Origin of the sequence: Bartonella machadoae (assembly GCF_022559585.1) — a bacterium.
Lineage (GTDB): Bacteria > Pseudomonadota > Alphaproteobacteria > Rhizobiales > Rhizobiaceae > Bartonella > Bartonella machadoae.
In genome coordinates this window covers 703,884-717,729 of the sequence record NZ_CP087114.1, presented here as the reverse complement: position 1 = coordinate 717,729, position 13,846 = coordinate 703,884, and the positions used below count along the sequence as shown (strand labels likewise).

Below are 13,846 nucleotides of genomic sequence, written 5' to 3'. Positions count from 1 at the left end.
TGTTACTAAGGAGCTAGTAAAAGTACTCATAACAAAAATATCCAAAATAAAATATCTATTATTATACACCAAAATATCCCTGAAATCAGTTTAACCATAGCTTTAAAGTATGTTTGCAATATTACTGATCTCAGAAATATCTTTATAGCTATTTTCTAAATAAATTAGAAACAGTGTCCCTCCATTTTACGGATGACATTGATTGTACTTATCCATAAAACCGTAAGCAGCTCCCAGTGCTCCACCTCCGGCTGCTCCTTCCGGACCAGCTAAGAAACCAATTCCTGCTCCTACGCCTCCCTTTATGAGTACTGATTTGGCATAAGCGCTTGCTTGACAACTTGGATCCGGATGGCATTGATTGTACTTATCTATCAAACCGTCAGCAGCTCCTCCTAATCCGCCTACTAGTGCTCCCGGACCGAATACTGCACCAGCTGCTGTTCCTATGCCTCCGTGTATGGCAGCTGTTTTAAAATAATCGCTTGTTTCACAACTTGGTGCCGTATAGCATTTATTGTATTTATCTACCACGGCATCACCAGCTCCTGATAGTCCACCTCCTATTGCTCCATTGACAAAGCCATTACTGACACCTTTCGGTCTAGCAAAAATACCTCCGATTGCACCAGCAACACCTCCTATTGCTGTTCCGACGAGGCCGCCCGCGCCTGCTGCTTGGGAATGAGCGCCTGCACTACAATCACTTTCTTCTGGAAAAAGCCAACTTTTTGTATGTGAGTTACTACTTGAATCATGTGATGAGCTTGAACTACCCATTTAAATCCTCCTTTTTTATTTATTAGAAACAACTGTATCATAATGATAATGTGGTAAATTCTCTACTGTTCATTTTAGAAAAAGTCAAATTATAATTTGAAAAATAATAATAAAAATAATGTATAAACAATAAATACAATATGTTTATATTATATTCATACAAAATGTATATTTTGTTGAGTAATAATACTATTTACAATACTGTTTAAATATGCGACATCTATCGCTCTTCCTCTTAAACAAAATTATAAATTCAAATGAGTCCTTCACAAGAAAAACCAGTATCGTTCTCTTGGTTTACAAAAACAACAAAGAAATATATTTATTATGTCATCGAACTCAGTTGCGTTGCTGTTGTTTTACGTTTGCTGGGCTTAGTCAATCCTTTTATTTTTCAAGCGATTATCGACCGTATTCTTCCTTTTCAGCGCATTGAAAGCCTCTATGCTATCGTTATCCTTATGATTGCTATCATGCTGTTTAGCACAGCTCTTAGCTCCCTCTCTGGCTATTTAGGGGCTTATTTAGCCAATCGACTGACATTAGAGTTTGGACGTCGCATCTACACCCATGTGTTAAGCCTCTCATTACCTGTCTTATCCACTTGGCAAGTAGGGGAACTATTCACACGAATCGGAGAGGTTGATACAATTCGTGGTTTTTTAACAGGAACCATTGCGACAACCGTCCTGAATGTTCTTTTTGCCATTATTTATATTGCTGCACTCTTTTCCATTAGTCCACAACTCACTTTTATCGTTCTTATCATCTTGCCCTTACAAATGGGCTCTTTAGCGTTGGTCGGTCCCTTCTTGCGCCGCCAATTACGCCGTACTTTCACTCTGCAAGCTGCTCATAAATCGCGCCTTATTGAAAGTTTTACCAATCTTGAAGCCATTAAAGCACACGTAAAAGAAGCTGCTCATACGATACGCATGCAAGAAACTTTAGCCCGTAGTTTAGATCAAAGCCTAACAACCAGTAAATTGCATCTTCTCAATGGAGCCATGAGTCATATTTTTGGCGATCTTTTCACTATCTTTATTATCTTCTTTGGTGCTCAAGCTGTTCTTCAAAACCAAATCACATTAGGGCAACTTATTGCCTTTCATCTCCTTGCTGGTAATGTTTCTGGTCCTATCTTAAGCCTTGCCTCTTTATGGGAAGAATGGCAGCACTTAAAAATCTCTCGCCTTCGTTTGGGTGATATTCTTAATACTCCATCAGAATGGGAAGTAGAAAAACCTCCTCTTCAGCTCACTACAACACCCCTTCTTGAAGCCAACGATCTTTGTTTTTCTTATGAAGAGAAACCTATTATCAGCCACCTTAATGTCTGTTTACAAACTGGAAAACCGATTATGTTGCTTGGTCCTTCAGGATGTGGAAAAACAACCTTGGCTAAGCTCCTTTGTGGTCTCTACCCGCCAACAAGTGGAAAGATATTCCTTAACAACCAACCTTTACAGAATTTTGATATCCGTAGCGTGCGTGAAACAATTGCCTATTTTCCCCAAAATCCTTGCCTTTTTTCTGGAACCATTCTTGAAAATATGCTTCTCGCCAAACCAGATGCCACATCAGATGAAATCAACGCTGCATTATATGCTAGCGCTTGTCACGATTTGATTGCTCAGTTGCCTCAAGGACTAGAAACACAAGTGGGAGAGCAAGGTGGATTTTTATCAGGTGGTCAGCGCCAACGCTTGGCTTTGGCTTGTTTTTTTCTCATAAACCCAAGCCTTCTTATTTTGGATGAGCCAACCTCCGCATTAGATGATATTGTCAGTGCACAAATTGTTGAGCATTTATATAAACTTTCGCAAGAACGCATCGTTCTCGTTATTACCCACAAACGTGATCTTTTTCCTCAGCACGCAACTGTCTTAAACTTTGCTGATCTGGAGATGAAAAATGGCGGATAAAACACCTCGTTTACGCCCTTTGTCACCAACGCTTCATATGGTGGTTATCGTTTTGGTCACCTTATTCCTCTTTATTGTGATTGGTAGCTTTGTCACAAAAACAGAAATCGTTGCACGAGGACAAGGAACGGTCATTCCCACCGCCTATGTTCAACTCGTACAAGCACAAAATACAGGTCGTATTGAGAAAATTCTGGTAAAAGAAGGACAATTTGTTCATCAAGGGGATCTCCTTATCCAATTGGATCAACGCGAAGCCATCAATGAACGCGCACGCGTTCAAGCCGATATTGCGCAACAAAATCTTCAAGCACAAATCGCAACAGCTATTTTAACAGCTTTACGTGAAAGTGATCCTTTAGATAAAGATTTTGTGACCAAAGGTCTTGCCTATCTACAAGTTGTCCCTTTTTCTGGAAACAAAACTGCAAGAATGGAAGGGGAAAAACTTATTAGCGCTACCCTTCAATCTCTACAAGATAAATTAAGGGCGCTAAAAGCACAAGAAAACCGTATTGAGCGCAGTGGTGCAACACAACATGCGCAATTAGATAGGTTAGAGGATGATCGTCAATTAATTCAAGAAAAACTAAAAGCTGCAAAAAGCCTTATGGAAACAAAAGTTATCAGCCAAGCAATGTATCTAGAACGTTTACACGATTTCAAAAATGTGGAACATGAAATTTTAACCAATCAAAAGCGTCTAGAAGAAAACACCGCCGAAATAGATACCCTCCGCCAACAACGACAAAGCCTCATTTCCGATGAAATTGCCCGCTATCGCCAGCTTTCTCGTGAAACAGAATTAAATCTTCAAGGGTTAAAAGCAAAACTTGATAGCACTCAATATCGTCTTGACCACTTATCACTCTACGCCCCCGTTGATGGTCGCATTGATGATTTAAGTATCCACACTTTGGGCGGATTTATCGAGGCTGGTAAAACTCTCATGCGTATTGTCCCTGTCACGGGCGGGCTCATTGTCGAAGCATTTTTTGATAACCGAGATATTGGCTTTTTAGAAAAAAACCAACGTGCTTATGTAAAGTTTTCCGCCTTTCCTCCTGAACGTTTCGGCGTTATTTACGGTACAGTTGTTAATGTAGGCGCAACAGCGCGCTATAATAAAGAAATTAATGGGGCTTATGCAGTTTTAATCAAAATTGACCAAGATCATCTCAATTTGAATGGTAAACAGCTTAAATTTATCCCCGGAATGACCGTGACAGCTGATGTCATTACAGCAAAACGGCGTTTAATTTCCTACTTCTTTGAACCTATCACTAAAATTTTAGAACAATCTCTACAGGAAAGATAAAGATAATGTCTGTAAATGAAAACCCTCCACCATCGCTCATAGATCCCCTCACAGCTTTAGGAGCTATGGTGGTTTTAATGCTTCAATCCCCCTTACACCGCCGTTGGAGAATTTGGGATATCGAATTCAATATAGGACCAGCCTTACGTACTGGACAGTATAGGCTCTATAAAAATGAACGTGGAGAATTTTGTGCGTTTATCACTTGGGCTTTTTTAGATGAAAAAAATCATCAATCTATGCTTGAAAAAGGAGAGCTTTTGCCTCATGCTAATTGGCAAGGTGGAGAATATATGTGGTTCATTGATTATGTCGCACCACACGGTAATACTGCTGGTATTGTACGCGATATGCAACGGCATGTGTTTCCTTATCAAAAATATTGCTATGCCGTCCGACGGAATGAAAACGGTGGAATACGGAAAGTTACCCGCTGGTGTTGCTATAGAGCACAAAATCCATCACTGTAGATTTCATATTCTAAGTTGATAGAATCCTTTATCCCTTCCCTCTCATACTCCTCTATGAATTAAAACTCCCAAAAATCAATTTTCTGAAAATTATTTATCTCTCGTAAGCGCAGGCGCTCTTAGTTTCAGCTCCCCATCCGTGATATTCTTTACTCAAAGACGAGAGAAATACTTATAGATAGATAATGTAAGCACTTAGCTATACCTTCACGAACTCGCTAGAGGCTTGCTCTCAAATTTCTACTTTAAAACTGATTTTATAGATGTGGCTGGGGTACCTGGATTCGAACCAGGGAATGCCGGTACCAAAAACCGGTGCCTTACCGCTTGGCTATACCCCAAAGAAAAATATCCTTACAGCGATTCTCGGACTTTATAACGATTCCTGGGAGCAGACGCAATATCTGAAAATCAAAGCTCTTATTTTTTTATCATAAAGTTTTGAAATCTTATTACTGTTGCTTTGATATAAAATTCATAAAAAACTCTGCACCGATTTACTCTCTTAACATTAAGGAAAAGCTATCAATCCATCTGTTATTTTATATTTTTTGTATTTCCTTTTATGGTAACAGAAAATGCAAATTATTGATATTATAAATTAGAATGAATTTATGTTTTCTTGATGCTTTCAAATCCTAATTCTTTCAATCAGATAGAAAAACAGAGCAACCTTGTGTGTTTAGGATTTTTTGTCTTTTTAATCGTATTCCCGATTTTTGGTTGTTCAAAGTACAACAATTTATCTTCGCCTATTGAGAAATTTGGTTAAACATGCATGGCGAACATCATTTATTGATTAAAAATAAGCGCATTGGAAATCAATATATCTAAGCTGTCATTGGGCTTGTTAAAATTTTGCCAAGATCTGTATGAAAATCAATAGTGTCTGTAAATACAACCGATAGCATTTCGTATGGTATTTGAGGGAACATTTTAGACAACAAAACAAAAGCTAATAACACTCTTTTATGGCTCTTAATGAAGTGGCATATTCTTCTTGAAAATGATCACTGCATTTTTTGTTAGGTTACAGATAGAAAAAATTTTCAAAGGAAGTATTTATAAATCAATGATATTTTAATTGTTTAGACGTATATATCCAGAAGTCTCTTTACGAAGAGATGATAATCAAATTTTAATACAAATAGATATTCAATATTTGCTTTTAGGAACAGTAAATGGCAAATTAAGTTTTTGAAATGAGCTTAACAAATAGAATCGAGGAGATTTTAAAAATGGCTTTTGAATTGGCCGCGTTGCCTTATGATTATGATGCCCTTTCGCCCTATATGTCACGCGAGACACTTGAATACCACCATGATAAGCATCATCTCGCTTATCTTACCAATACCAACAACTTTGTAAAAGATGAAGGTTTAGAAAACGAAAGCCTTGAAAATATTGTGAAAAAAAGTTTTGGCAAAAATGTTGGTTTATTTAATAATGCAGCGCAATATTACAATCATAACCATTTTTGGCATTGGATGAAAAAAGGTGGAGGTGGTCAAAAGCTTCCTGAAAAATTAGCAAAAGCTATTGAAGCTGATCTAGGTGGTTATGACAAATTCCGTACAGATTTTATTGCTGCTGCCAGTGCCCAGTTTGGTTCTGGATGGGCATGGCTTGCTGTTAAAGATGGTAAGCTTGAAATTATGAAAACACCTAATGGGGAAAATCCTTTAGTTCATGGTGCTCAACCTATTTTGGGTGTCGATGTGTGGGAACATTCCTATTACATTGATTACCGCAATGCGCGCCCAAAATATCTCGAAGCTTTCGTAGATCATTTAATTAATTGGGATTATGTTTTGAAACTTTATGAAGATTGTGGATTTTAAGCTCTCTAAATAATTTTTTACTAAAGGCTCTATAATCTAATGGGTTATCGAGCCTTTCGAAAAGATAAAGATATTTTCAATTAACAGCAGTTTTTTCCTATTATTTTTAAAATATACGCATAAATATACGCAACCTCTTCTAGCTTCGAAAATCGTCCAGCCGCACCTGCATGACCTGAATCCATATTAATGCGCAATAAAATCGCATTATCATCTGTTTTTAAGTCTCGTAATTTTGCTACCCATTTTGTAGGCTCCCAGTAGGTGACACGAGGATCAGTTAGCCCTGCCGTCACAAGCATCGGAGGATATTCTTGAGCTTTAATATTATCGTAGGGAGAATAAGATGCGATAAGATTATAATCTTCTTCTGATTCAAGTGGATTTCCCCATTCGGGCCATTCCGGAGGTGTGAGTGGAAGCGAAGTGTCTAACATGGTGTTTAAAACATCAACAAAAGGCACATTTGCTACGATTCCAGCAAAATCTTGTGGAGCTATATTAGCAATAGCTCCCATTAACATCCCTCCTGCTGAACCACCTTGAGCAATGAGACGGTCATGAGAAGTGAAGTTGTTTTCTACAAGATAGCGCCCACAAGAAATAAAATCTGTAAATGTATTGTATTTAAAGAGATGTTTTCCCTTTTCATACCATTCAACTCCTTTTTCTTTTCCTCCACGAATATGGGCAATGGCATAAATAAAACCTCTATTAACTAAAGAAAGTGCATTGCTATTGAAACTTGCAGGAATGGAGATTCCATAAGCTCCATAACCGTAAAGTAAACAGGGGGCACGACCATTTAGAACAGTAGTTTTGTGATAAAAAACTGAGATAGGAATTTTTTCACCATCATCTGCCGTTGCCGTAATACGTCGCGTTATATACTCATCCTGATTATGCCCAGAGGGAATTATTTGCGTTTTTAAAAGCGTGCGTTTGCGATTTTTCACCTCATAATCAAACACTTGATCCGGTGTTGTCATAGATGAATAGGAAAAGCGAATAGTTGGACTGTTATATTCTGCTGCGCCTTGTAGACCTAAAGAGTAAGCTTCTTCAGTAAAAGCAATGGAATGAATTTGTTGAGTGGTACGCTCCATTATTTTTATACGTGGAAGCCCTTCAAAACGTTCAATCCAGATAAGAAAATCTTGATATGCATCATGAGATAATATGAAACAACCAAGCTGATGTGGTACAAGTTCAGACCAGTTTTCTGATTGTGGAGATGCAAACGGCGTGACCATAATTTTGAAGTCTTTTGCATTATCCAAATTGGTCAGAATATAAAAAACATCACCACCTTCTGTTAGTGAATATTCAATACCTTTTTGTCGCTTCCGTACACATTGAGGAACAGTGAGTGGCGCTTCAGCTGGAATCAACCAAATCTCTGACGTTTCATGATCATGAATATTAATATAAATAATGTCATTAAGTTTAGAACCACTCACATGTAAAAAAAATCCTGGATTATCTTCACGAAAAATAAGCTTATCTTGCGATTGGTCGGTATTTAATCGGTGATAATAGAGCTCTGAAGGGCGGTGGTTTTCATCCATCTTGGTATAGAAAAAACCTTCGGATTTAGCATCCCACACAATTTGTCCCGATGTATCTGTAATGATATCCATACTATCAGACAATGTTTCTAAATTACGAATTTTAGCGGTGTAGAATTCTGAGCCTTTGTCATCATAAGTCCATACAACATGTGTATGGTCAGGAGATTCTTCAACTGAACCAAAATTAAAATATTCTTTCCCTTCAGCCAAAGCATCACCATTAAGGTAAACATTTTTTTCTCCTCCATCTCTTGGCGTACGAAAATAATGGGGTTGTTGACCTCCTGTAACATAAGAAAATCCATAAGCAAAAGGACCACGTTTTATAGGAACAGAACTATCATTCTCTTGGATGCGGTTTTTCATTTCTGCAAAAAGTGAATCTTGTAATGGTTTCGTATCAGCCATCTGCAAAGCTTGGTAAGCATTTTCCTTTTCAAGATGTTTTCTAATATTTTTATCAAGACAGCTCGGTTTTTTAAAAACATCTTGCCAATTAGAGGCACGTAACCAATGATAAGGATCTGCACGATCAATACCATGATGTCTTTCTCTATGTGCAATTTTTAATGCTTTTGGGGGGGGAAGCAAAGAGCTGTTCATGCATGATCCTATCTTAAAAGAGATTGATGATTTTACTTATATGTTAGAATCATATCATTTATGCAAGTGCATAAAAGCTGTCAGCTCTGCACACTTAACAAAAGCAAGCTGTAATAATTGTACAATGACACCATGTCCTGCTATTTATAATATACAACAGGTAACGTCTTCTATGAGAAGAATACGACTTTCATAAAAATGCTAGATTAAAAAAATAAGGCTATTTTGTAGCAGAATTAATTTTTACTTTTAAAAAGATAAATGTATTTTTAATATATAAAATACATTTTATTTTAAATAATATATAGAAAAATACAGTTTTTTATATAAAAAATTTTTATATATCGTATTGATTTGTGATTTTATTATTAGTAATAATTAAACGTTAAATTAAAATTATTTATATATTAAATATAATATTTTTCAATTATGTGATATATATACAATAAATATCTTTATTATATATTTTATTTATGATATTTTATAATAAAATCTGTTTTCTAAGAGATTAATAGTTTTATTTTTCTTATTGAAGATTATGTCTAAAAATAGGTTTTTATTTGATTTTTTTGTGTTTTAGCAATTTTATAGAATAATTGAATTGACAAAAAAGATTTTTGTACAATATGAAGCCTATGTACATTGGATCTCTTACATGAGTATATGTACTGTATCTCGATCTTAAATTACTTGATTTTAAATAAAGGAAACAAGAATGGAACATCATCCAGTCTTAGAGACTGAAAGCAATTTAGTTATTACATTGGTTGCTGATATCGTTGCTGCCTACGTAAGTAATAATTCTATTCGACCGACTGAAGTACCAAGTTTAATTGCTGATGTTCATGCCGCTTTTCGTAAAGCGGGGAATGTAGAATCAACAGAAGTCGAAGTTGAAAAACAAAGGCCAGCCGTTAACCCAAAACGTTCAATCTTTCCAGATTATCTCATTTGCCTTGAAGACGGAAAAAAGTTTAAATCTTTAAAGCGTCATCTCATGACACATTATGGAATGTTGCCTGAAGAATATCGTGAAAAATGGCAATTGGATAGTTCTTATCCTATGGTGGCTCCTAATTACGCGAAAGCACGTTCTGCTCTGGCAAAAGAAATGGGGCTTGGACGCAAAAGCAAACGAAAGAAAAACAAGTAATTGCGTTTTCTAAAAAATTAGGTATCTGTAGTCCATAAGTATATTTTTTGTCAGGTATGTTTTCTATAGTATTGTTTACTATGAGATATTTGTTTTATGCATAACTTTCGTTACGAATTCGTTCAATCATTGATTTAAGACCATTTGATCGTTGTGGTGTTAAATTTTCGTTTAAACCAAGTGTTTTAAAGAGTCCTTCAGCATCAGCATTACGAATTTCAGAGGCTTTTTTACCTGAATAGAAAGCGAGAAGAATGTAGATAAGACCGCGCACAATATGGGCGTCAGAATCACCTTGAAATGTTAATATTGGATTTTCTGAATTATTGCGTGAAGCCAAAAGCCACACTTGGCTAACGCAGCCTGGTACTTTATGAGCATCGTTTCGAGCACTTTCTGGAAAAGGTGGCAATTCACGACCAAGTTCAATCACGTAGCGATAACGATCTTCCCAATTCTCTAGAAAAGAAAAATTTTTTATAATATCATCGATCGTTTCTACCATAATCTCCATCCTGTTTATGTGATGATCATGTTAAATGCAATGGGTTGACAGATAAATACTTATTTTTCTTAGTATAACATTGTTAGGGAGCACTAAAAATTTTTATTTCAAGATAACATCATATGCTTTTTGTTTTTATGTAGATTCTTCTGTTTCTCTCTTAAATATAATATCTGGAGAAGATTTTATATTTTGACTATCCAATATACGTCCAAAATATTTGTATGCTGCTCTTGCACCATAATATGCACGTTCGCCAAGTGAACTAAAAAAAGACCTTCCGGTTTTGCAGGCTTCTATATTACGGTCACAGAATGTTCGTAAATCTTTTAAAGCTTCCTTAAAAGCAATAACTACATCACTCATTATTGTCTCATTTTCTCTTTGGATAGGGGAATGATCATTATTCGGCTTTTCTACAAAAAACGAAATAATGACAAAAACAAAAAACAAAAATAATAATAATTTGATCAAAAAACGTATCATGGGCAATCAATGCACCGTAGCTGTAAATGAAACAAAATAGCAACGTATACGCTTCTCCTTTATAAAAAATTTATAAAATGATCCTTTTATCAAATTAAGCATTTGTTTATCAGATTTACAGAATTAACTATGTTATAATAGGATATGAAGTAGCTGTGAAAAAATGAGAGGTATTATCTTTTCATTAAAAAATTAACATAAAAATTGCGCTATAAAAATAAGAATATTAAAAATATGTATGCTCGCCTTCTTCATTACATATAACAAGAGTAAAATAATGCAACGAAAGAAACTATGTATCATAAGCATAACAACATATGATGATTACAGTCCTTCATGTTTGCGATTTTCTTTTTTATAAAAAGAGCATGATATTAAATTGTAAGGACTAAACAGCTCGCTTATTTTTCACAGATATTTTTTTAGTCATTTTCATTGATATTTATGAAATATTAGGAGAATGAATTTATATGAGAACATAGATGGTATTGAAAGATAACGATGCCCATTAACATTGGGTGGAAACATAAATTATGGACATGTAAATATTTGCAAGAGCTATATCCTACTATCAGCTCGGGAGCGTGATAAGTAAATGTGTTTCAATTTCGCTTTCAAAGACTACAAAATATATAGGCAAAAAAATAAAGAAGTAACGTAGCACTTTTAATTTGAGAATGATATGCGACGCTGTCACTTACAAATGTAAATTGGTGTCATAGGGTTGTAAAATTTTTATATACACTCAAAAATGCTCTATAATATGAAATTAAGAAATTTGAATGAGAATAATTGTTGTTTTATCAGCTTATAGGTTTACACAACAGGTTTCTTTATTTTTACAATTTGAAAGAGAAAACAACAATACAAATCTCTCTCTCTTTCTGGGAGTGATAATAATTTATAAGAATATTATTGGAAATAAAAAATAAAAATAATGGTAAAAAAGCAAAAAAAACGCAGAATAAAAAACGTAAAACAGCGTAAATACTATAGTAGTATTGTTATAACATTTTTTCTTATAATCGGATATTTTCTTTTTTGGATAGCAAAAACACTTTGTTTTTATACAAGGAAAAATACTTCATTGTTTGCTGGGTTAATTCTTTTTACTATTAGTTTTGGATTTGTTTCATTTAATGCTTTATTTTCACAAATGATAATGCATCAAGATGCCTTTACTAAAATGAAGAGCGCATTTGATGCAGATATAGAACGAAACTCCCCTTTTCCTGAAAAAGAAGAAAAATTTCGCGCAGTTTCTCAAGAAACTTCTGGTCCATTTCTAAACCCTTTACAGAAAAATTCATCTGTTCCTGCTTTATCAGAAAACATACTAAAAATGCAAAAAAAGTTAGCAAAGCTAGGATTTTATGATGGTCCTTTAGATGGAAGAGAGGGACCTAAAACGCGTCGTGCCATAGCACTTTGGAAAGAACAAACAGCTCACAAAATACAAAAAAATATTTTACCTAAAACCGCAACAGATGAAATTGCCATATTAATTAAACGTAGTGAAAAAGAAATGATAAATGAAACAATAGAAACAAAAGATATGCCACGCTTCAAAGAGACTGTTTCAGAACCTCTTGTTGCAGATATTATACAAGTGCAAAAAGCTTTACGCATTTTTGGTCATCACGAGGTGGTTGTCACGGGTATAGAAGATCAGAAAACAATCGAAGCCTTAAAACAGTTTCAAAAAATGTTTGATCTTCCTATAACAGGTAAAATGGATCACACAGTCTTGGTAAAAATGTATGAAGTTGGTTTGTTAAACTGAAAGATGCATTCATCTGAGAGATGTAAGCACTGAAAATTTTACGATAATATATCCCCGTGCCTTATACTTTTTTATAAATACATCAGAGACATACTGTTTTCCCTTATCCCTACAGCTTATGGTAGATCTTCATTTTTTCTTTTAGTCAAGAAAATGAAAAATGCAGGTAAGTTATTTACCATAACACAAGCAAAATATTGATTTACAATGAGTATTCATCGTTTCTACCACTTAAAAGAAAGCAACCAATACAGAAAATTTCTTTCATTTTAACTCTTTTTATCATAAATCATGAAAGTGCGTTTTCTTTCATATTTTCAGCAGGGATGGTCCATATATCATCTTCAACTTGATCTTTATGGATTAACACAAAGGATATGTGTGCGCGCCTGTCAGAATAAGCAGACGCAAAGCCAAATGCGTCATGGTTGGGTGTTTTGCAGAGTGTCTGATAAAAAGACGAGACATCTTGCCAATCCATAGCAGGTATATTCTTAACTTTATGGCGTTGTTTACTTAAGAGATTTTGCTTTTTCTGTTGTCTGTAAATCAATATCCAAACCCAATGCAGCAGCATGTTTAAGACAAATATTAAGGCGGTTTAGGCTTTTTTAGCTGTCTCAGCTTTTGTATGCCAGATGGGAGCGAGTGTATTGCGTATATCTGTTCGTGTAATCTCTGAAACCGGTAAACAGCCTAATTTAGGGAGAATATGAAGTTTTAAAGATGAAAAACACTCACCATTTTTATCATTTCCTTTTAATTCTGCTTTACAACTTTTAAAAGCATCGAGAGCGATATCTTTTAGATAATGCAGATTACGCATTGCCTCACACTTTTGCTTGTCATGTTCTTTAATGGAGTCATGACCCTCACGAAGAACAAAACGCCTTTTTTGGGTTGCACATTCACAAGCTTGCTTTACAGAGACATCTCTTAAGGCACCTAAGCCCATTTCACGCACGATGGCGTCTGTGAATGGTATAGCGTAAAACCATTATGCACCACCATCTTTACGCTTATGAAGTAACAAGCCAGCCCCCCATCATACTATTTTTGCCAGCCTCATCATACTATTTGCCATCCCCCAATGTTGCGACGGCCTTTGGTATTTGGACGATTCATAAGAGGCATTTTTACTCCTTTCTTTAGAATTTTCACCCACACTAGCCCCGCTTATGATGTGCAAGTAAGTAACTTTAATTGATCAACATAAGGGGATTTGAGATGAGAGCATCTTACGATATTCGGGAGTCTCATCCAACATGCAAAATAAAAATTATCATTATAAATCAATGCATTAACTTGCATATTACAAGAGACATTTGCGTCGAAAAAAACACTTAAATAGAAATCAACATACCTCTTATAAGCCGCCTAAACACACAAATAGTTGCTTACTATACAATGA

General features: G+C 35.3%; 10 protein-coding genes, 1 tRNA gene and 1 pseudogene. 6 read left to right on the top strand and 6 right to left on the bottom strand.

Translation table 11 applies throughout. The annotated features are described in order from the left end of the window. Positions 1-186 precede the first annotated feature (186 nt). Complete coding sequence (locus tag LNM86_RS03355; RefSeq protein ID WP_241438433.1) at positions 187-780, bottom strand: hypothetical protein; 594 nt, start codon at positions 778-780, stop codon at positions 187-189. 257 nt (positions 781-1,037) lie between these two features. Here LNM86_RS03355 and LNM86_RS03350 point away from each other — a divergent pair, with 257 nt between their 5' ends. Genes LNM86_RS03350 through LNM86_RS03340 form a run of 3 tightly spaced genes read left to right on the top strand, consistent with a single transcriptional unit; the run spans position 1,038 to position 4,493 of the window. Next, positions 1,038-2,705, top strand: a complete 1,668-nt coding sequence (locus tag LNM86_RS03350) for a peptidase domain-containing ABC transporter (protein WP_241438432.1) — start codon at positions 1,038-1,040, stop codon at positions 2,703-2,705. Then, the gene (locus LNM86_RS03345) at positions 2,695-4,023 is read left to right on the top strand and encodes an HlyD family type I secretion periplasmic adaptor subunit (RefSeq protein ID WP_241438431.1); all 1,329 of its coding nucleotides are present in this window, start codon (positions 2,695-2,697) and stop codon (positions 4,021-4,023) included. The genes LNM86_RS03350 and LNM86_RS03345 overlap by 11 nt, the downstream gene beginning before the upstream one ends. Before the next feature lie 5 nt (positions 4,024-4,028). Next, positions 4,029-4,493: a toxin-activating lysine-acyltransferase gene (locus LNM86_RS03340; protein ID WP_241438430.1), complete on the top strand. Its 465-nt coding sequence runs from the start codon at positions 4,029-4,031 to the stop codon at positions 4,491-4,493. Positions 4,494-4,759: 266 nt separating this feature from the next. Here the strand turns inward: LNM86_RS03340 and LNM86_RS03335 are convergent. After that, positions 4,760-4,834, bottom strand: a tRNA-Gln gene (locus LNM86_RS03335). An 897-nt stretch (positions 4,835-5,731) separates the two neighbouring features. On the opposite strand from LNM86_RS03335, the gene LNM86_RS03330 reads away from it, so the two are divergent. Beyond that, positions 5,732-6,334, top strand: a complete 603-nt coding sequence (locus tag LNM86_RS03330) for a superoxide dismutase (RefSeq protein ID WP_241438429.1) — start codon at positions 5,732-5,734, stop codon at positions 6,332-6,334. Between the two features lie 80 nt (positions 6,335-6,414). On the opposite strand, the gene LNM86_RS03325 is transcribed toward LNM86_RS03330, so the two are convergent. After that, positions 6,415-8,508, bottom strand: a complete 2,094-nt coding sequence (locus LNM86_RS03325; RefSeq protein WP_241438428.1) for a S9 family peptidase — start codon at positions 8,506-8,508, stop codon at positions 6,415-6,417. A gap of 715 nt (positions 8,509-9,223) precedes the next feature. On the opposite strand from LNM86_RS03325, the gene LNM86_RS03320 reads away from it, so the two are divergent. Next, the gene (locus LNM86_RS03320; protein ID WP_241438427.1) at positions 9,224-9,661 is read left to right on the top strand and encodes a Ros/MucR family transcriptional regulator; all 438 of its coding nucleotides are present in this window, start codon (positions 9,224-9,226) and stop codon (positions 9,659-9,661) included. A gap of 94 nt (positions 9,662-9,755) precedes the next feature. Here LNM86_RS03320 and LNM86_RS03315 read toward each other — a convergent pair whose 3' ends face one another. Together LNM86_RS03315 and LNM86_RS03310 are read right to left on the bottom strand one after the other, a co-directional pair. After that, positions 9,756-10,166: a SufE family protein gene (locus LNM86_RS03315; RefSeq protein WP_241438426.1), complete on the bottom strand. Its 411-nt coding sequence runs from the start codon at positions 10,164-10,166 to the stop codon at positions 9,756-9,758. Between the two features lie 135 nt (positions 10,167-10,301). Beyond that, a complete protein-coding gene (locus tag LNM86_RS03310; protein WP_241438425.1) occupies positions 10,302-10,652 on the bottom strand; it encodes a DUF5330 domain-containing protein in 351 nt (116 codons plus the stop codon). Positions 10,653-11,589: 937 nt separating this feature from the next. Here LNM86_RS03310 and LNM86_RS03305 point away from each other — a divergent pair. Further along, the gene (locus LNM86_RS03305) at positions 11,590-12,435 is read left to right on the top strand and encodes a peptidoglycan-binding domain-containing protein (RefSeq protein ID WP_241438424.1); all 846 of its coding nucleotides are present in this window, start codon (positions 11,590-11,592) and stop codon (positions 12,433-12,435) included. Between the two features lie 307 nt (positions 12,436-12,742). Here the strand turns inward: LNM86_RS03305 and LNM86_RS03300 are convergent. Continuing rightward, positions 12,743-13,468, bottom strand: a pseudogene (locus tag LNM86_RS03300) (tyrosine-type recombinase/integrase); the annotation flags it as partial. Between the last annotated feature and the right edge of the window lie 378 nt (positions 13,469-13,846).